Raw genomic sequence first — 18,992 nt, 5'->3', positions numbered from 1 at the left:
CGAGATTAAATTATATGATCTGTATGACATCATTATGACACCGGTGTCAGTGCAGGTCAATCACTGATATTGTGGTCAAAAAGTTTACTTGTGAGTCTTTTTTATGCCACATACGGCGAAAGTCGTTGGCAATGCGTTATTATAATAAGTCGACTTGAGTCGCTTGTCGCTGATTATTGCTGTGTTGATATGTGAGATCAATAGGGTGTTGTGTAATAGTTGGCCCTTAGCATCTTATCGGCGCTAAGGTATAATGTTTTTTGAAGTCTAAATACTCACTAAATTGTAGTTACCGAGGAGGAAACTAAATGCAGGTTGCATTAGTTGGTTTGGGTGTGATGGGTAAAAACCTCGCGCTGAATCTTATCGAAAAGGGGTTAACACTTGTTGCCTATGACAAAAACCCTGACGCAGGCGCTGAGTTGATTAGCTGTGCTCAATCTTTGGGCCTAGCCGAGCGTCTACACATAGTTTCAGATCTCGGTGATATGGTACGACGCCTAGAATCACCTCGTTCGATTTTATTACTAGTACCAGCAGGTGAGTTAGTTGATCGCGTGTGCACTGACTTAGTCGAAGCAGGGGTTGCCAAAGAAGATATTATCGTCGACTGTGGTAACAGTAATTATAAAGATGGAATCACACGTAAGCTTAAATATCAGAATAAATTTGAGTTTGCTACTATGGGGATCTCAGGTGGTGCAGAAGGGGCTCGTCATGGTCCTGCTATGATGGCCAGTGGGTCTGAGGGCGGATGGGAGCGTGTTGAACCGTGGTTTGAAAAAGTGGCAGCAAGCTACAACAGTGAGTCTTGTTTCGCGCGTGTAGGGCAATCAGCCAGTGGTCACTTCGTAAAAATGGTACATAATGGCATTGAATATGCCCTTATGCAGCTAATCGCAGAGATGTACCAGTTATTGCGTCATGGGACAGGTCGTTCGCCAAAAGAGGTTGCAGCGATATTTGAGCAGTGGTCTCAAGGAACGCTAAACAGTTACCTGTTATCGATCTCTAGCCATATACTGAGTCTTGAGACAGAACAATCTGAGCCTTTGGTTGATCTAATCGATAATAAAGTCGGGGCAAAAGGCACAGGCTTGTGGACTGCGCAGAATGCTCTAGAGCTTGGTATTGCAGTTCCTTCTTTGGTTGCAGCTGTTCAGGCTAGACATCTCACTAATACCATAGATACTCACGCAGCCAAAGAAATGACTTATGCAAATAAGGCGACCATAAAAGTTGAGGTTGATCTTGATGAATTAAAAGATGCCTTCTATATGGCAAGCTTGCTGTGTTATCGCCAGGGTCTGGCGCTTATTAAGGGAGCATCACGTGAACATCAATGGAAAGTTGACTTAGCCAAAACATTACAAACTTGGAGAGCTGGTTGTATCATTCGTGCTGATTATCTAGACGATGTTGCCCAAGGTGTTGAGTTTATTGACACTCTAGAGAAAGAGGGTGCTGCACTTCGCAAGGTAACAGGGCTAGCTGTGGCCAGTGGTCTGGCATTCCCTGTTTTGTCTTCTACACAAACATATATTGCTACATTGAGCACGCCTAGTAACGGACATTTAGTTCAGGCGCAGCGTGACTACTTTGGTGAGCATGGCATTAAGATTCACAGTGGTGAGACATGTCATATAACCGACTTGGTTGAGTTAGCGGCAAAAGTACGCTAATTAGCGTGTATAGATGAAAAAAGCCGGCATTAGCCGGCTTTTTTTTAGCGAGTGAGCTCACCGCGTAAATTATCTTGCATTAAGTGTCGTACCGTTTCTATTTCTAGTTTTTGACTAAATAAATAGTGTAGCTTTGCGATACAAGCCTCAAGAGTCATATCAAAGCCGCTAAGTACTCCACTGTTGAGTAATGCGTTGCCCGTAGCATAGCCGCCCATGTTTACCTGGCCTTGAATACATTGCGTGAGGTTTATAATGACTACACCACGCTCGCTGGCTGCTTTAAGCGCCGCTAGAAACTCCCCTTGTTGTGGTGCATTACCCACCCCGAAGCTAAGCAAGATCAGAGCCTTGATATTGCTACTGATAACATTGTTGATGATCTCAATGCTAATCCCGGGATAGAGGTATAGAATACCAATCGGCTGTTGCACAACGGGAGTAATTTGCAACGCTTGGTCGACATAGGGACTCAACTTACCTTCTTTGAGCTGAATATTAATGCCTGATTGGGCCAAGGGTTGTAGGTTCGGAGAGGCAAATGCGTCAAAACCATCTGCGTGCGCTTTAGTTGCACGGTTACCACGAAATAGTTTGTTGTTGAAGAATAAACTGACTTCGGCAATAGGGTAATTGGCAGCCAAATACATGGCATTTAGTAGATTAACTTGACCATCAGAGCGCAACTGCGACAGCGGAATTTGTGAGCCAGTGACTATCACAGGTTTTGTGAGGTTCTCAAACATAAAAGATAGCGCTGATGCTGTATATGCCATTGTATCAGTGCCATGCAATACAACAAAGCCATCGTATTGCTGGTATTTTTCTTGTATATCGTCGGCTATCATTTGCCAATGTAATGGCGACATATCTGATGAATCTATCAACGGGCAGTATTCATGGATATCAAACAGAGGCATTTCTTCACGGGTGAACTCTGCGTTGTTTTTAACGGTTTCCGTCAGGTAACCCTCAGCAGGAATATAACCACGACTAGATTGTTTCATACCTATAGTACCGCCAGTATAGGCGATATATATTTTTTTTCTTTTCATAAAAAAAGCCCAGAATATATTCTGGGCTTAGTATATCAATTGCTGAGTTACTTTGGCAGTTTAGTAGCTCACTTCACACACTAAACAGCGCACATAAGTACCATTTGGGTCGTTAAACTGGTTAAGTAACTGAAGGTTTTGCTCAACTTGAGATGTGATAGGCGACAGGTAACCGTTGGTCAATGTGGCCATCGGTGAATTTGGCGTTAACCCTGCGAGGGCAGATTGCACCATAGCAGAACCTAAAAACTCGCGGATTAACTGTTCTTTTTCCGATAGCTCTTGCTCAATCGTTATCACCTCATAGAAGTCGAGATTCGCAAGTTTTGCAGCGGCTTCTATGGCATCTTTCTTATAGCCAAGGTTATCGATTAGGCCGAACTCTTTAGCCTGTGTAGCCGTCCAGACGCGGCCTTGAGCTACTTTATCAACCGCTTCTTTGGTCATATTGCGCTCTTTGGCAACCAATGAGATAAATTTGTCGTAAGAGTTTTCGACGCTCATTTGATAAATATCTACTAGTTGTTTATCAATACCGCGGGCAATAGACATACCATTGAGCTCTGTTGTGGATACACCATCAGAATAAATACCCAGTTCTTTTAAAGAATTCTCAAATGTTAGTATTGCTCCGAACACGCCAATTGAGCCGGTAATTGTACTTGGTGCAGCCCAAATTTCGTTAGTAGAAGCCGCAATCCAGTAGCCGCCTGACGCTGCCACTGAGCCCATAGAGGCAATAACTGGTTTACCTGCAGCTTTAATTGCAAGAATTTCATTGCGAATGGTTTCTGATGCAAACATGCTACCGCCGCCAGAGTCTATACGCAATACAACCGCTTTTACTTTGTCATTTAAGCGGGCTCTCTTAAGTAGCGCTGCAGTTGAGTCACCACCAATTTTTCCTGCTTTTTGTTTTCCATCAACAATGGTGCCGCGTGCAACGATGACAGCTACTTTCTCTGTTACAGGGTTTTCAAACTGTACTGGAGGCTTAATCATTTCTAGATACTCATCAAATGAGATCTGATTGAAAGATTTGCCGAGCTTATCTAAACCAACCAGTTCAATAAGCTCTGATTGTAGTTGTTGATCTGTTTTAAGTTCATCGACCCAACCGTTGTTCAATGCGTATTGCGCAAAGTCACCCTTAACCGCATGCATTTTCATTTCATATTCGTTGAGTGTTTCGTCAAAATTTTCTATCCCGAATGGGCGAGCATCAGCAATCTCTTGTTTGTATTGTTGCCAAAGTTCTCCAAGCCATAGACGATTGGCTTCTTTTGCAGCCTCAGACATATCGTTGCGAATTAACGGCTCAATTGCTGATTTGTAGGTGCCTACTCGAAAAATATGCTGGGTTACTTTCAACTTATCTAATGCATCTTTGAAGTAAAGAGGGTACGAAGCAAAGCCGCGGATCTTCACGGCACCATAAGGATGTAGTGAAATAGTGTCAGCGTGAGAAGCCAGATAGTACTGAGATTGAGAGTAGTAAGAGCCATGAGCAATGACTTTTTTACCGGCCTCTTTGAATTCATCAATCGCTTGGCTAATGACTTCAAGTTTATCCAGATGGCCCCCATAGAGGTTTTCAAGGTCTAACCAAAGAACCTGAACTCTATCATCTTTACGGGCTCTGTTAATGACTTCCAAGACATCATCTAGCAGTATTTCATGAGGCTGATCATTGGACTCGCTGAGATCTTGCAATGCTGCATCCAACGGGTCGATGTAAGTCAATTCTTCAACCAGATAGCCGTTCAAGTTTAACCTGAGTACGCTATTTTCAGAGACTGTAATTTCTTCTTTACCACTAAATGCTGCGATAAGCGCTGCAATAATGATAATGAAAAAGATGATGTTTAAGAGCAAACGGCGTGAAAAGTTTAAGCCGTGCCATAATGCTTTAAAAAATTTACCAATCAGATTCAAAACTAATCCTCATCAGAACGAACTGCTAATTATGATATGTGAATATCATAACTCAGTTTATATTTGGTTGTTACCTCAAAAACGTAACGAAGTATTTAACAAAACGATTTAGACTGAAAACTGAACGGTTTTCACATGAAAAGAGTAAGTTAGCATTGATAGTTAGCCAAGAAACAAAAAATTTACTTTAACCGATGCTTGCTAAATCACAAAAAATTGTTAATGTTGCACAGGTTAGACCAGTTAGTCGGGGCAAGTAATGTTAGAAAAACAATTAGAATTAAAACACACTGAGCTGCGAAACCGCTTGGTGATGGGATCGATGCACACGGGCCTAGAAGAAGGATGGCACAACCGTAAGCGCTTAAGTGCATTTTATGAAGCGCGAGCGAAAGGAGGCACAGGATTATTAATCACTGGAGGATACAGTCCTAATTTGCGTGGGAAATTGACGCCGATTTCGTCTTCGTTTAACACTTTGTATGATGTAATCAAACATAAAGCTTACACCAAAGCAGTTCATACGCATGGTGCGAAGATTTGTCTTCAGTTATTACATGCCGGTCGTTATGCCTATCATCCTTTTAACGTAGCTCCAAGTGCAATAAAAGCACCTATTAATCCCTATAAACCAAAAGCAATGTCAAAGGGTATGATCAAAAGTACTATCAAAGACTTTGCCCATTCAGCCAAACTAGCCCAAAAAGCCGGCTACGATGGTGTAGAAATAATGGGTTCAGAAGGCTACCTGATCAACGAGTTTATGGCTAACCACACCAATAAGCGAGACGATGAATACGGTGGCTCTTTAGAGAATCGTATGCGTTTGGCTGTGGAAATTGTTAAAGCGGTACGTGCAGTTGTAGAAGATAGTTTTATTATCATTTTCAGGCTGTCGGTGATGGATTTGATCCCTAATGGCTCTACACCAGAAGAAGTCACCGTTCAGGCAAAGGCATTGGAAGCTGCGGGCGTTGATATTTTAAACACAGGAATAGGCTGGCATGAAGCTAGAGTACCGACAATCGCTAGCATGGTTCCACCTGGGGCTTTTAAAGAAGCGTCTAAACGCTTGAAAGATGCTGTCAATATACCAGTTATCGCGGTTAATAGGATTAATACGCCTGAAATTGCAAATAGTATTTTGCAGAATCAGGAAGCAGACTTGATCTCTATGGCGAGGCCTTTACTTGCAGACCCTGAATTTTTTAATAAATATGCTGCCCAGCAAAGTGAACAGATTAATATCTGTATTGGCTGTAATCAGGGCTGTTTAGATCATGTCTTTAAAGGCAAACGAGCGACCTGTTTGGTCAACCCCCAAGCTGGTTTTGAGTTAGATTACCCTTTGCTTCCAGCCAATAAGAAAAAGCGCGTGTTGGTCGTAGGTGCAGGTCCTGCTGGGTTATCAGCGAGTTATTACCTTGCGAGCAAAGGGCATGACGTTAAACTCATCGACAAAAATTCCCAAGCTGGGGGACAGTTCAACCTGGCGATGCGCATACCAGGTAAAGAAGATTTCAAGAAAACACTAGCCTACTATTTATCAGAGTTAAAGCGACTAAATGTTGAATTGCAGCTAAATACCGAGTATCAGGCTGCGATGTCTAAACAGTATGACGACGTGGTATTTGCCACAGGCGTAAGCCCAAGACTCTCCAACATTGAGTGCAGTGATGGGAAACGTGTGTTTGCATACGACGAGGTGATCCGCAAAGAAGTTGAGCTGGGTGACAAGATAGCTATTTTAGGTGCTGGTGGTATAGGCTTCGATATGGTGGCGTTCTTAGCGGAGAAAAGTGAGCAATCAATTGAAGAGTTTAAGCATCATTGGGGTATTGAATGCGAAGCGCAGCCGCTTAAAGACCCTCGTAAACTATACATGCTAAAACGTAGCTCTGGACGATTTGGTAGTGACTTAGGAAAAACGACGGGTTGGATTCATCGCCAGGTAGCTAAGCAGCATCAAGTTGAGCAAATCGCAGAATGTGAATATCTAGCATTTTCCGATAAAGGCCTACTCATCAAGCAAGCGGGTGAAGAAAAATGGTTAGATGTTGATACGGTGATCGCGTGTATCGGTCAGGTTTCTAATGACCAGCTATTTGACAAAGGGGATTTGCCAGACAATCATCACGTGATAGGTGGAGCAAAGCTTGCCAGCGCAATAGATGCAAAAAGAGCCATATTTGAGGCCTTACAGGCAGCTCGGCTGATATAAAACTGTTTGATTAGTTTCCTTTGCAAGAAACTTAGCTCAAAAGCGGTCTAGACTAATAATTATAGTAACTATGGATTATTTTAAGGGCCGCTTATGCTTTGCACACTTCACAACTCCTACCAATCTCTAATTAATAAAAGCCAAATATTCAACGCTCTCCCAGCCTTACTCTTTCGGCTCATTCTTGCGCCGGTGATGATAGTTGCAGGGTACAACAAACTCAACTTAGCCAGTGACCAACACAGCTTTCCAAGTAACTTATTGGCAGACCCAAATGTCGTCAATTGGTTTGGAAATGAACAATGGGGCCTTGGGTTACCCTTTCCTGATCTTCTGGCATTTATGGCTGGGTGGAGTGAATTCCTAGGAGGCTGGTTACTGCTAATAGGATTATTCACGCGAGTAGTATCAATACCGCTTCTGTTTACTATGTTTGTCGCGGCGACAACTGTACATTGGGACAATGGTTGGTTTTCTGTAGCACCATCTAACCCACAAACCAGTGCAGCTCAAGTATTTAGTTGGCTAGGTGTACCCGCAGCAAATGAGAGTTTAGAAAACAGCGTCGAGGTTGCTGAACGTCTAGATAAGATAAAATCACTAATTGAAACTCATGGTTATCCAGATTACTTATATGATAAAGGCAGTGTGGTTATCTTAAACAACGGTATTGAATTCGCAGCAATCTATTTTGCTATGTTACTTAGCCTAATTTTTAGTGGCGGTGGAAGGTATGTCAGTGTTGATCATTGGCTAAAGCGTTATGCAAAAAACAAGTGCCTTGAAAAGTAACAAAAAATCATATCATTGATAGATGATAGGAGCAGACGATGGTATTCTCACTGGCAACTAAATATAGTAATTAAGGTACGGTTTTATGGATGCCATTGAGCTACTTACAACTCGTCAATCAGACAGCAACCTATCATTTCCAGGTCCAAGCGTAGACCAACTAGAGATTATCAAAAAAGCAGCGCTTAAAGTGCCAGATCACGGTGGTCTCACTCCATGGAAGTTTATCGTGGTACAGGGTGAGGGCAGAGAAAAGCTAGGTGAAATTTATCATCAAGCGGCGGTAAGTGAAAATCAGGATGAGCGCACAATAAGTCGAGCAAAAGAGTTAACTCAAAGAGCTCCTATGATTATTATTGCGGTCAGCCCTTATCAAGAACACCCAAAAGTGCCACGGATTGAGCAAATTGAAAGTGCAGCATGTAGCGTTTTCGCAATGCAACAGGCCGCTTTTGCACAACATTTATCTGGGGTTTGGAGAACCGGTTATTTTGCACAAAGTCCAAAAGTTAAATCTCTGCTAGGTTTAAATGAGCAGGATGAAATTGTAGGTTACCTATACCTAGGTACGCCAACTGTGGCCTGTACAAAACCTGTGCGCCATAAAGCCGAAACTTTTTTTAGTGATTTATAAGAAGAGGTAGCTATGTCATTACACGTGATTGAGCATCCACTAGTGCAGCATAAACTTGCTTTACTAAGAGAGTATGGGATCAGTACGAAAAGTTTTCGTGAACTAGTGAGCGAGATAGGCACATTACTTACCTACGAAGCGACTAAAGATATGCCTTTGCAAGAGCACTCGATAAAGGGCTGGCAAGGCAACGATATCAAAGTTTTTAAATTGCAGGGTAAGAAAATTACCGTAGTGCCTATTTTGCGAGCGGGACTTGGCATGATGGATGGTGTCATGGAACTTATTCCATCTGCCAAAGTGAGTGTTGTTGGATTACAGCGCAATGAAGAAACCCTTGAGCCTGTACCTTACTTTGAAAAGCTGGTGGGGAAAATTGAACAGCGTTTGAGCCTTGTTATCGACCCGATGTTGGCGACCGGTGGTTCAATGATAGCTACCATAGACATGCTCAAAAAAGCAGGATGTACTCACATCAAAGCAATTGTATTAGTTGCTGCACCTGAGGGAGTAAAAGCCACACTAGATGCGCATCCTGATATTGAAATATATACAGCAGCGTTAGACAATCATTTAGATGAGCACGGCTATATTGTCCCCGGACTTGGCGATGCTGGAGACAAAATATTCGGCACGGTGTAAATGTTGATGATTGAACTGGCAAAGCGGTAAAGGTGGCAAACGATGCGATGCAAACTAGTCGATGTATTTAGCAAGCAAAAGTTACAAGGCAATAGTTTGGCAGTATTTTACGATTGCCAAGAATTAAGCAAAAGACAAATGCAGGCATGGACAAGAGAGATGCGTCAATTTGAATCCATATTCGTGGATACGAGCGTCACGCCTTATCGTGCGTGGATTTTTACCATGGAAGAAGAGCTAGATTTTGCGGGTCATCCTTTAATTGGGTTGGCCTACCATTTACATGAGCTGTTTGGCGTGCCTGATGAAACTTACACTTGGTCAATTGAGCTAAATCAAAAGGTTGTTGAATTGAGCAGTCGCTGGCGAGGAAAACATTTCTTAGCGACTATGCATCAAGGAGCGCCTGAATTCATTCATACCCTTACTAGCAAGCAATCGGAACCTTTCTATGCAGCCTTAGGGATTGAGCAATTGCAACCACAAGAGCTGCCAGCGCAAGTGATTAGTACAGGCTTACCTTATTTAATTTTGCCGATTGAGCATGGCTTGAGCAAAGTTTCATTTAATACGGATCAGTTAGAGTCAATGCTTGAGCAATATCAAGCCAAATTTCTATATCTTATCGATGTTAATAACTTCGAAGGGCGTACATGGGATAACTTAGGTAGTATTGAGGACATTGCAACTGGCAGCGCTGCAGGGCCCGTCGCTGCATATCTATATCAGCAAGGTCTTACAACGCAGGCGGATATTTCCATTGGGCAGGGGCGGTTTGTAGATCGACCTAGCGAAATTAAGGTGGAATTGAAATGTGTCGGCAGCGAAATTGTGGATGCCATTGTCAGTGGCTATGTTACCCATGTTGGTGATTTTATCTTAAGTGATTAGCTTTAATGAAAGTGATGTTTTTCAAGTATGTTCTTCGGTTACTTATTTGGCCTGCCAGCTTCGGCTGGTTTGGGGTTAGCCTGATAAGTGTCTTTGTATATTTACGCGACTTAGATGCCAGTTTCTCTGCGTTGATTAGCCTGCTAGGAGCTCTAACAGGGCTACTTTCATTGTTGGTGATGAATGTTACTGCACTGCGTTACCCTAACATTAGCGTATACCATGTTCTGCTCTCGCAGATTGGCTGTGGGATCCTCGGTTATGTGATGTATGTTGGTATTTTCAGCGAGCCATTGTTAGTGCTCAGTGGTTTCAATTTATTGGTAGCGGCGTGTATTTTAACCTTTGCCCATTTGTTTGATATGAATAAATAGCAAGGATGAGTTCGTCCTTGCTATTTATTGCTTAATTATACTTTGAACTGCTCGAGCATATTTTCTTGTTCAGCGATTTTCTCAACTTGACTTTGCATGGTGTGATCTACCGTTTTTGCCTCATTAAATACCATATCTGAGATATTTCTGATCTCCATAGCATTATTATTAACTTCGCTTACTACTTGTCGCTGCTCGTTTAACATATCTGCTATTTGCAGATTCAGTTGTACAATGTGTTCGATTGCCGAGCGGATCGCTTGTAACGAGTCACTTGTTTCATCAGCTTTGCCAACGGTCTTTTCAACCACACTTTGGCTTTGTTTCATAACCTGAACTGCATTCACCGCGCCAGCTTGTAGTTGATCAATCATGGATTTTATTTCTGTTGTAGCTTCTTGTGTGCGTTGTGCCAAAGTACGTACTTCATCAGCAACAACAGCAAATCCGCGACCAGATTCACCGGCTCGAGCCGCCTCAATGGCTGCATTTAAAGCGAGTAGGTTCGTTTGCTCAGCAATACCATTGATAACCGATAGTATTTGCTCGATACCGCTGGTGGAGACTTCCAGATCATTTACAACATCAACAGCGGTTGATATTTGTTCTGATAGATGAGCGATGGTATCTGTAGTCTGTGCGACAATTTTTTGTCCCTCAACAGCTGCACTGTCTGTCTTTTGGATCGCTTCAGCTGCTTCTTGTGCTGAGTTTGCTACCCGTTGTTCGGTTTCTGACATATGTTCAGTAGCTGCGGTTAGGGAAGTCAGAGATTCCAGCTGTCTAGAAATAGCGTTGCTTGATTGATTGGCACCAGAAGATGTTTGCTTCGCATCTTCTAAAATTTCATGTCCAAGTACCTGTATATCAGCAATGAGTTGTTGCAAACGCGCAGTGAATAAATTGAAGTTTTCTGCAAGAGACGCAAACTCTGGGTCACTGTTTGTATTGAGACGCACGGTTAAATCTGCGTTACCTTTGGCGATATTAGCCATTGCATCGTTGATGTCTGCAAGCGGCTTAAGCAGCAAGTTTATTACCAAAGATAATACGATAATACTGATGATTACGAACAAAGTTGTGAACAAAATAGAGTCTTGGGTCAGCTCAGATACAGCAGCAAAGACTTTGTCTTTTTCTAGTGCAACACCAACTAACCAATCAAAGCCATCTACTTTTTGAAAGTCTATGAGGTATTCTTTGCCATCCAACGTGATGTGTTGCAACTGTTGACTGAATACGGTGTTGCCCAAGAACTTGCTAGCTTTATCTCCATTTAGAGACACATCTGGGTGAGATATGATGGTGCCATCGGTACTGACCATAAAAGCAAAGCCAGCGTTGAAAAGATTAAAGGAGTTAATCATATTGCCAAGCTTTGCCAGACTCACGTCATAAAACAATGCGCCATGAAAGCGACCTTGTTTGGATACGGGTGTGCCAATTGAAACTACGATTTCTTTACTGACTGAATCTGCATAAGGTGCTGTGACGATGAGCTTTCCTGCATTCTTTGCATCTGTATACCATGGCCGTTTACGAGGGTCCCAAGTCGGGCCAGGATTCCACGATGGGTCGCTGGCAACATATTTACCGGTACTCTCTTCTCCATAACCGATAAGTAAAAACTGCTCGGTGAGCTTAGGTTGAGATAAAATGGGGTATGCATCTTGTAATGAATCTGTGCCTGCGACCAACGAAGTTGCTAAGGACGCCAAATCAGTGCTGCCCTGCATCTGTGCTGTTACAGTGTTACTTATCCCTTGGATTATTTCATTTACATTATGACTGACTTGCTCTTCTAGATTCTCTTTGATTGAAAAGTATTGCTTAATAGATAAAACGCTGAGCGCTAGAAACAAGACTAACGAGGATACAATAACAATTTTGTGTTTGAACTTCACGGCACATCTCCAACACCCGACATCATATAAATGTAAAACATTAACAAAAACTTGCAATGTTAGTTTCAGTTTAATGTACCAGATATGGCAAAACTTTAAATAGCTAATTACCAATCGATTGAACATTACTGTAATAACTTTGTTACGTTCTATACAGAGCTGTATTGCTATCTATACTCACAGCCGCGCCTTAGTGGCAGAATTCTTATCCTCAGAGGCTTATGTATTTCGCTTTCATTTGGTCTGTAATGGGCTGTCAAAGTAGCTGAAACTGATACTAAATTCCGATTAAAGGTGTGTTCAGATTGGTTCTTTATACTTTGAAGATTGTTGTGCTTTTTACAGTAATTACAGAGGTTACCATGACTAAATTTAGAACTTTATTACCTTTGGCTGTCACCGTTGCGGTAGCTGCGTGTGGTGGTAGCGGCTCAGATAGTGGATCCGATACCTCACAACCAACAGCTTCGGAGAAAACGACAATGACATTGGGGGTTTCTGATGCACCTGTAAGTAATGTCAGAGCGGTAAACATAGTAATTGATGGCATCGTGTTGAAAAAAGGGCAGGAGCAACTGTCGTTTAAAACTAAAGATGAAGATGGGAATCCAGTATCAATCAACCTACTGGATTATACGGGCGATGAAATTTTCCCTTTGTTGACTGACGTAGAACTAGAGAGCGGAGAATATGAGTGGTTACGAGCCAACATTATTAATGGTACGAGTGCAGATAACCTGGCTCTAGGCTCACACCTAATATTCAATGATGACTCTCAAGTAGCATTGGATGTAAAGCGAAAAGGAAACGATGGTGTTGGTGAAATTCAAATTAATAATGTTGTTGTAAACGAAGGAGACAACGCTTTTGTATTGGAGTTTGATCTTAATCGTTCATTAGTGACGCCTCAAAATGGCAGTACTGTTTATCTAAAACCCACGGCAATTAGGCTTGAAAATATCCAAACCACATTTACGGTCTCCGGTTCAGTTGCTGAAGATTTGAAACAGGCTTGTATCACCGATAGTTCTGAACTTGCGCCTGAGCAAGGAGAGTACAAACATGTGGTTTATTTATACAGTGAACAGGCCGAGCAGCCAGAGGATATCTTTGAAACGGAACCTGTTGATACAAACTCTCCAATAGCGACCTCTACTTTGGACGAAAACAATGAGTTTGCGATAGGCTTTATTCCAGCTGACAACTACCAGATTGGTTATAGCTGTTTAGGCCATATTGATGATGTTGAAGTTAAAGACACAGATTTCACTCTTTATCAGCAAAAAGAGCTTGCGGTGAGTGCCGATGTCACAATGGCATTTGAGAGCGCATCTTAATTAAATAGTTTACCTTTCGCTTTACTTGAGAACCCAAAGAATGCGATAGCCTTTGGGTTCTTTTTATCTTTGCTTATTTATTTACGCAGCCAATGTTAGTGCTTGTAAAGTAGTGTAAAAATCATTGTTACGCTAACCTTTAGTCAGCTATAAAGCTTAGCAGACAGATCTAAATCATCGTGTCACTACGTATTAATCCATTTTGAGCTTGCAAAGTAATGGCTCTAGCGACGTTAAGTTAGAGACAAAATGACACGACTATGCAAAGTTAAACGAAGGAATACTATGAAGTATCGCTTATTATCAGCGCTTTTATTTTCTTGCATTTTGACAAAAACCTCCATGGTACACGCGAATGAGAAACGCCCAGCAGCTGTTGTTATTACAGCTCCCGTCAAATTTCTAGCGACTCAAGACAGGATTGAAGCTATTGGCACAAGCGAAGCGCACCGTTCTGTTGTTTTGTTTCCTGCTGTGGCTGATAGAGTCACAAAAGTGAACTTTCATAGCGCTCAAACAGTGAATAAGGGAGATGTTCTGTTCCAGCTTGATGACAGGAAGGAGCAGGCGCAAGCAAAGCAGGCTCAAATTCACTTGGATAATGCTAAACGCGATTTACTCAGACTCAAGAACAGCATAAAAAATGGCGCAACAACGCAAAGTGCGTTGGATGACGCACAAACTAAAGTTGCACTTGGCGAAGTCGCTTTAATACAAGCTCAAAATGATATTGCGGATCACAAAGTCGTAGCTCCTTTCTCTGGTGTAGTAGGACTCACGGATATTGAAGCGGGAGATTGGGTCACGAATCAAACAAAGTTAACGACATTGGACGACCCTTCCGTTTTATATATTGATTTTACTGCTCCGGAGCAGGCACTTGATTTACTTAAAGGTACTACACATGTACGTGTATCTCCTTGGTATGACAGTGGGGGGCACTTGGATGCTAAAATAGCTCATGTCGATTCGCGGATAGATAGTAAAAGCCGTACTATTAGAATAAAAGCCGCAATAAACAATAAGCAGAACAGGTTTATTCCCGGTATGAGTTTCAAAGTTGCACTGATGAATTTTGGCCAACAATATGCCGCTATACCTGAGGCAGCGCTGATGTGGGGGCCCACAGGTCCTTACATTTGGGTTGCCGAGCAGGGTAAAGCAAAGCGGGTTGATGTGCAGGTTATTCAACGTCAAAAAAGTCATGTATTAGTAGATGGAAATATTGCACAGCAACAGATGTTGGTTGTTGAAGGCGTACAGAGATTACGCGAGGGGCAAGCCGTCAATCCGCAATTGGCGAAGGTAAACTAATGTCTAATATTCCACAGTTGTCTAATACGCTCTCTGATTTACCCTCGTTGGCTATTCGTAGGCCGGTTTTGATAGTGGTACTAAATCTACTGATAATTATTGCTGGTATTGCAGCGCTTGGAGGTGTTGAAGTTCGTGAATTGCCAGATGTCGATAGACCTAGACTGACGGTGTCAGCTTCTTTTCCTGGCGGTTCCCCCGAAACGGTTGATACCGAAGTAACCAGTAAGTTAGAAGGTGCTGCTGCACGTGTGTCTGGGGTTAAATCGATCAGAGCACAAAGTGAAGAAAATTCGAGTCGAATAGTGGTTGAGTTTCGCCCGGGTACTAATATCGAAGATGCAGCGAATGAAACGCGAGAAGCTGTTAGTAGAGTACAGCGTGAACTGCCAAAAGAGGTAGAGCGAGTCTCTATCATCAAAGCTGATAATGATGCGCAAGCTGTAGTAAGTCTAACCGTCAGTAGTGATAGCCTAGATTTGGAGTCCCTTACAGCGAGAGTTGAACGGGATTTAGCGCCTCAATTTTTGACTATTCCCGGTGTTGCTGATGTGCGTTTGAATGGTGACAGAGAAAGGGTATTACGTGTTGCACTAGAACCAATCAAACTAACAAGTTATGGATTATCTGTGGCGGATGTAGCAAGGGTGCTAAGACAAGCTCCCTTTGATGTGCCAGCAGGTAGTTTAAAATCGCAAGACCAACAACTTATCGTCAGGGCAGACGCAACATCTGTGACAGCTGAGCAAGTCAGTGCGATGATTATAAAGGACAGTACGCGGATTGGCGATGTGGCGTCGGTTTATTTTGGCCCTGCGGATCCACGCAATATGGTCAGACTTAATGGTAAGCCTGTCATTGGAGTCGAGGTCATTCGTCAGGCACGCTCGAATACCATTGAAATTTCTGATGAAGTTCTGAAACTTATCGCAAGACAAAAATTACGCTTTCCTGAACTGGATATTACCGTCACTCAAGACGATGCTCAGTTTATCCGAGGTTCGGTTGATGAAGTACTGCAGTCACTATTAATTACGATTTTGTTGGTTGTGATAACACTGTGGGTATTTATCGGTTCTTGGCGTGCCACTATCGTTCCTGCTATCGCGATTCCTATGTCTTTGATGGGGTCGGTGGCAATCATATGGTTGTTTGGGTTTTCAATTAATATATTAACTTTGCTGGCATTAGTACTTGCTACTGGATTGATTGTGGATGATGCCATCGTAGTGAGCGAGAACATTCAAAGGCGTAAAGCACAGGGGTTAGCAAGTCGAGCTGCGGCGGTACTGGGAACGAGAGAGGTATTTTTTGCGGTGATTGCTACAACAGCAGTGCTGGTGGCAGTTTTTGTGCCTATTGCATTTTTGCCCTCTACTGCGGGCCGTTTATTTAGAGAGTTCGGCGGGGTACTAGCGGGCGCTGTAATTATTTCATCTTTTGTCGCTTTGTCTTTAGTGCCCGCATTGACTTCTCGTTTACCCAAGAAAAAAACGCAAAGAGCAAATCTTTTAAGTCGTTTTGGGCAAAAGAGTGTGGAAGCTTATGGCAAACTGATAGCTTGGGTGCTCAAGCACGCATGGCTAACTTTATTAGTATGTTTCGTAAGCGCGTTAGGCTCAGGCTTGTTATATACCCAAATTGAAAGTGAGTTATTACCCGACGAGGATAGGGGAAGTATTCGTATTTTTGCGCGGGGCCCAGATGGCGTGGGGTTAAACTTTATGGACCGCCAGGCAAGAGCCATGGAGAATGTGCTTTTGCCCTATGTTGAACAGAAAGAAATTGAGTCGATATACACGGTCGTAGGCCAGTGGGACCCCAATATAGTGTTCATTACGGTTCCACTAAAGGACTGGTCTGAGCGAGCGTTTTCTCAACAGCAGATCATTAATAAAATTAGAGGGCCTCTTGGACAAATTCCTGGCGCACCAGCACGCCCTTTTGGTTCAAACAGTCTTAACTTGCGTGGCCAAGGTGGTGGTATAGAACTGGCGTTGCTAGGTGACGATTATTTGAATATTTTCAGGGCTGCCGAGCAATTTAGTGCAGAGCTTGAACGTGCTTACCCCCAGTTCAGTAAGGCTGATATTTCTTATCAACCCTCTCAGCCGCAAATTCGTGTGAACATCGACCGCCGCAGAGCTGAGGAATTAGGTGTTGAGTTAGAAGACATCGCCGTGACCTTACGTGCTGCAATAAATGGTGATGATGTCGCAGATCTGAATATTGGTGATCAATCCATCCCAATTATTCTCCAAGCACAAAACTATGTGGTTCAGACTCCAACTGATTTGGCTAACTTATATGTTAACAGTCGCTTTGGCAATCTGGTTCCATTAGCTAGCGTCGCGACTTTAAGCGAGGAGGGCGTAGCGGCAGAGCTTGAACGTTATGCACAGCGCAGAGCCATTGAAATGGATTTAGAGTTACCAACAGATATGGCTATGAGTGAAGCGGTTGAGATATTACGCTCTTTGGCACATGAGAAATTACCCACTGGCATTGACTTGGCATTCAAGGGGGAAGCGTTAACTTATGAAGAAACCGCCAATGAAGTGATGCTTACATATGTGCTTGCGTTTGTTATCGTATTACTGGTCCTGGCCGCACAGTTTGAAAGTCTAAACAGTGCTATAGTTGTGATGATAACAGTGCCTTTTGGTATTGCAGCGGCCATATTGGCGTTGAAGTTATCAGGCACAAGTTTAAACATCTATTCACAAATAGGACTGGTGATGCTGATCGGGTTATTGGCAAAAAACGCCATATTGCTCGTCGAGTTTGCTGATCAATTACGGGATCATGGTCATGATGTGAGAACGGCAATTCAACGTGCGGCTATGGTCCGTTTTAGGCCGATAACAATGACTTTATTTTCAACGTTATTAGGTTCATTGCCACTAATATTATCGGTCGGAGCAGGCGCAGAAGCGCGTAATGCTATTGGCTGGGTAGTGTTTGGTGGACTTGGGATTTCGGTATTTTATACCTTGTTCCTGACTCCCGTCATTTATTTGGGTCTAGCGCGATTTGCAAAGCCAAGAGCTGATGAAACTAAACGGCTGGAAAATGAGTTAGCGCAGGCGCAAGATTGTTAACAAAGCATTTCAAATTTAAGTAATTCAACCGCGTTGGTGGTATTTTCGCCACCAGCGCGCTCTGCACCACCTATCAAGTAAATTCCTTCCTTAGTTGTAACTGCACCTAAACCGTGTCTGGTACTGGTCATCGATAGTGGTAGTGTTTTCCAGCTATCGAGTGCAAAATCATATTGCCAGATATGGTCAAAGGTTTTGCTATGCATCATAGGTTTACCAAATTGATTAATCGTATATTGATATTGCTCTCCTCCAAATACATAGACTTTGTGCTCTCTCACGGCTGCTGCAATCCCCGAGCATGCTCTTGGCATGGGAGCTAGTTCAAACCATTTATCAGCTCGGCTGTCATAAAAGTCGACGCGAGATTGATTCTCATGCTGTTCATCTTGAATACGTCCTCCTATGAAGATGCAGCCTTTATCTAGCTCGACACAGGCCCCTGAGTTTCTGGCAATAGGGATAGGCGCAGCATTTTGCCAGTCAGTACCATCGAAAAAGACATGGTTATCCACATCCGTTAATTTCCCGTTGGAGATACCTCGGCCCGAGATCACATGCACATTGCCTGCAATATTTGCATACCCAGATTCAGCCTGTGGGTTGGGTAGTGGTTTCGCTTGATGCCAATGGTCGTTCAAGTGAGAAAGAATAAAAGTATCACTTCTAACTTGCCAAGGGTCTGCTTTACTGGCGGCAAAACCTCCGATAGCCATTATACCTTTTTGGCAACTGACTAGTCCGAGATGGTGGCGTTTTACTGGTAAGGAGGGACCCTGATGCCACACTTGTTTTGTAAGATCAAATAAGTAGCAATTTTCTGAGGCATTCATAATACCCATTGTAGCTTTATCAGCGCTACTTTGTTCGAGAGCTCCAGCCACAATTAAGTGGTTTTCATACAAACAAGGATAAAGCTCTTGTAATCGTTTCGGCAACCCGGGTTTATTGACCCAGTTTGCTTTTTGTCGAGTCGTCGCAGCGGATACTATAGGAACGCTCGTTAAAAGCCCTAAAAAAGCTAACTTGTTAATAAACGCCCGGCGATCCATGCTTGTCCCTTAAAAATAAACACATAAAACATAACAAATATAGGACGATTAGCAATAA

General features: G+C 42.9%; 14 protein-coding genes. 10 read left to right on the top strand and 4 right to left on the bottom strand.

Annotated features, from left to right (window positions below; all coding sequences use genetic code 11):
* The first annotated feature begins 308 nt into the window (after positions 1 to 308).
* A complete protein-coding gene (gene gndA, locus BIW53_RS05360; RefSeq protein WP_070990839.1) occupies positions 309 to 1,682 on the top strand; it encodes an NADP-dependent phosphogluconate dehydrogenase in 1,374 nt (457 codons plus the stop codon).
* Between the two features lie 44 nt (positions 1,683 to 1,726).
* Here gndA and ansA read toward each other — a convergent pair whose 3' ends face one another.
* The gene (gene ansA / locus BIW53_RS05355; RefSeq protein WP_070990838.1) at positions 1,727 to 2,737 is read right to left on the bottom strand and encodes an asparaginase; all 1,011 of its coding nucleotides are present in this window, start codon (positions 2,735 to 2,737) and stop codon (positions 1,727 to 1,729) included.
* Positions 2,738 to 2,797: 60 nt separating this feature from the next.
* Entirely contained in the window at positions 2,798 to 4,666 is a 1,869-nt protein-coding gene (gene sppA / locus BIW53_RS05350) for a signal peptide peptidase SppA (RefSeq protein WP_070990957.1), read from the bottom strand.
* A 265-nt stretch (positions 4,667 to 4,931) separates the two neighbouring features.
* Here sppA and BIW53_RS05345 point away from each other — a divergent pair, with 265 nt between their 5' ends.
* The 6 genes from BIW53_RS05345 (at position 4,932) to BIW53_RS05320 (ending at position 10,226) form a co-directional block, all read left to right on the top strand.
* A complete protein-coding gene (locus BIW53_RS05345) occupies positions 4,932 to 6,893 on the top strand; it encodes an FAD-dependent oxidoreductase (protein WP_070990837.1) in 1,962 nt (653 codons plus the stop codon).
* Between the two features lie 93 nt (positions 6,894 to 6,986).
* Positions 6,987 to 7,685: an HvfX family Cu-binding RiPP maturation protein gene (locus tag BIW53_RS05340; RefSeq protein WP_070990836.1), complete on the top strand. Its 699-nt coding sequence runs from the start codon at positions 6,987 to 6,989 to the stop codon at positions 7,683 to 7,685.
* 85 nt (positions 7,686 to 7,770) lie between these two features.
* Positions 7,771 to 8,319, top strand: a complete 549-nt coding sequence (locus tag BIW53_RS05335; RefSeq protein ID WP_070990835.1) for an NAD(P)H nitroreductase — start codon at positions 7,771 to 7,773, stop codon at positions 8,317 to 8,319.
* Positions 8,320 to 8,331: 12 nt separating this feature from the next.
* Entirely contained in the window at positions 8,332 to 8,961 is a 630-nt protein-coding gene (gene upp, locus BIW53_RS05330) for a uracil phosphoribosyltransferase (RefSeq protein WP_070990834.1), read from the top strand.
* A gap of 42 nt (positions 8,962 to 9,003) precedes the next feature.
* The gene (locus tag BIW53_RS05325) at positions 9,004 to 9,852 is read left to right on the top strand and encodes a PhzF family phenazine biosynthesis protein (protein WP_070990833.1); all 849 of its coding nucleotides are present in this window, start codon (positions 9,004 to 9,006) and stop codon (positions 9,850 to 9,852) included.
* A gap of 14 nt (positions 9,853 to 9,866) precedes the next feature.
* Positions 9,867 to 10,226, top strand: coding sequence for a hypothetical protein (locus BIW53_RS05320; protein ID WP_139158782.1), 360 nt, complete (start codon positions 9,867 to 9,869; stop codon positions 10,224 to 10,226).
* 35 nt (positions 10,227 to 10,261) lie between these two features.
* Here the strand turns inward: BIW53_RS05320 and BIW53_RS05315 are convergent, their stop codons facing one another.
* Positions 10,262 to 12,130 (bottom strand): methyl-accepting chemotaxis protein, encoded by a 1,869-nt coding sequence (locus BIW53_RS05315; RefSeq protein ID WP_070990831.1) that lies wholly within the window; start codon positions 12,128 to 12,130, stop codon positions 10,262 to 10,264.
* Positions 12,131 to 12,492: 362 nt separating this feature from the next.
* On the opposite strand from BIW53_RS05315, the gene BIW53_RS05310 reads away from it, so the two are divergent.
* The 3 genes from BIW53_RS05310 to BIW53_RS05300 all read left to right on the top strand — a co-directional run bounded on the left by BIW53_RS05310 (position 12,493) and on the right by BIW53_RS05300 (position 17,882).
* Positions 12,493 to 13,467 carry a DUF4382 domain-containing protein gene (locus BIW53_RS05310; protein WP_070990830.1) on the top strand — a complete coding sequence of 325 codons (975 nt, stop codon included), beginning with the start codon at positions 12,493 to 12,495 and terminating at the stop codon, positions 13,465 to 13,467.
* A 285-nt stretch (positions 13,468 to 13,752) separates the two neighbouring features.
* Entirely contained in the window at positions 13,753 to 14,781 is a 1,029-nt protein-coding gene (locus tag BIW53_RS05305; RefSeq protein WP_070990829.1) for an efflux RND transporter periplasmic adaptor subunit, read from the top strand.
* Positions 14,781 to 17,882 carry an efflux RND transporter permease subunit gene (locus BIW53_RS05300; RefSeq protein ID WP_070990828.1) on the top strand — a complete coding sequence of 1,034 codons (3,102 nt, stop codon included), beginning with the start codon at positions 14,781 to 14,783 and terminating at the stop codon, positions 17,880 to 17,882. The genes BIW53_RS05305 and BIW53_RS05300 overlap by 1 nt, the downstream gene beginning before the upstream one ends.
* On the opposite strand, the gene BIW53_RS05295 is transcribed toward BIW53_RS05300, so the two are convergent.
* Complete coding sequence (locus tag BIW53_RS05295; RefSeq protein WP_070990827.1) at positions 17,879 to 18,934, bottom strand: Kelch repeat-containing protein; 1,056 nt, start codon at positions 18,932 to 18,934, stop codon at positions 17,879 to 17,881. The genes BIW53_RS05300 and BIW53_RS05295 overlap by 4 nt on opposite strands.
* Between the last annotated feature and the right edge of the window lie 58 nt (positions 18,935 to 18,992).

This window comes from Pseudoalteromonas byunsanensis (genome assembly GCF_001854475.1).
Taxonomy (GTDB): domain Bacteria; phylum Pseudomonadota; class Gammaproteobacteria; order Enterobacterales; family Alteromonadaceae; genus Pseudoalteromonas; species Pseudoalteromonas byunsanensis.
The sequence above is the reverse complement of the archived record's forward strand: the minus strand, read 5'-3'. Positions and strand labels throughout refer to the sequence as shown.

Coding starts and splice junctions, on each gene's coding strand:
- gndA (WP_070990839.1), top strand. CDS start 309: ATGCAGGTTGCATTAGTTGGTTTGGGTGTGATGGGTAAAAACCTCGCG.
- ansA (WP_070990838.1), bottom strand. CDS start 2,737: ATGAAAAGAAAAAAAATATATATCGCCTATACTGGCGGTACTATAGGT.
- BIW53_RS05345 (WP_070990837.1), top strand. CDS start 4,932: ATGTTAGAAAAACAATTAGAATTAAAACACACTGAGCTGCGAAACCGC.
- BIW53_RS05340 (WP_070990836.1), top strand. CDS start 6,987: ATGCTTTGCACACTTCACAACTCCTACCAATCTCTAATTAATAAAAGC.
- BIW53_RS05335 (WP_070990835.1), top strand. CDS start 7,771: ATGGATGCCATTGAGCTACTTACAACTCGTCAATCAGACAGCAACCTA.
- upp (WP_070990834.1), top strand. CDS start 8,332: ATGTCATTACACGTGATTGAGCATCCACTAGTGCAGCATAAACTTGCT.
- BIW53_RS05325 (WP_070990833.1), top strand. CDS start 9,004: ATGCGATGCAAACTAGTCGATGTATTTAGCAAGCAAAAGTTACAAGGC.
- BIW53_RS05320 (WP_139158782.1), top strand. CDS start 9,867: ATGTTTTTCAAGTATGTTCTTCGGTTACTTATTTGGCCTGCCAGCTTC.
- BIW53_RS05310 (WP_070990830.1), top strand. CDS start 12,493: ATGACTAAATTTAGAACTTTATTACCTTTGGCTGTCACCGTTGCGGTA.
- BIW53_RS05305 (WP_070990829.1), top strand. CDS start 13,753: ATGAAGTATCGCTTATTATCAGCGCTTTTATTTTCTTGCATTTTGACA.
- BIW53_RS05300 (WP_070990828.1), top strand. CDS start 14,781: ATGTCTAATATTCCACAGTTGTCTAATACGCTCTCTGATTTACCCTCG.
- BIW53_RS05295 (WP_070990827.1), bottom strand. CDS start 18,934: ATGGATCGCCGGGCGTTTATTAACAAGTTAGCTTTTTTAGGGCTTTTA.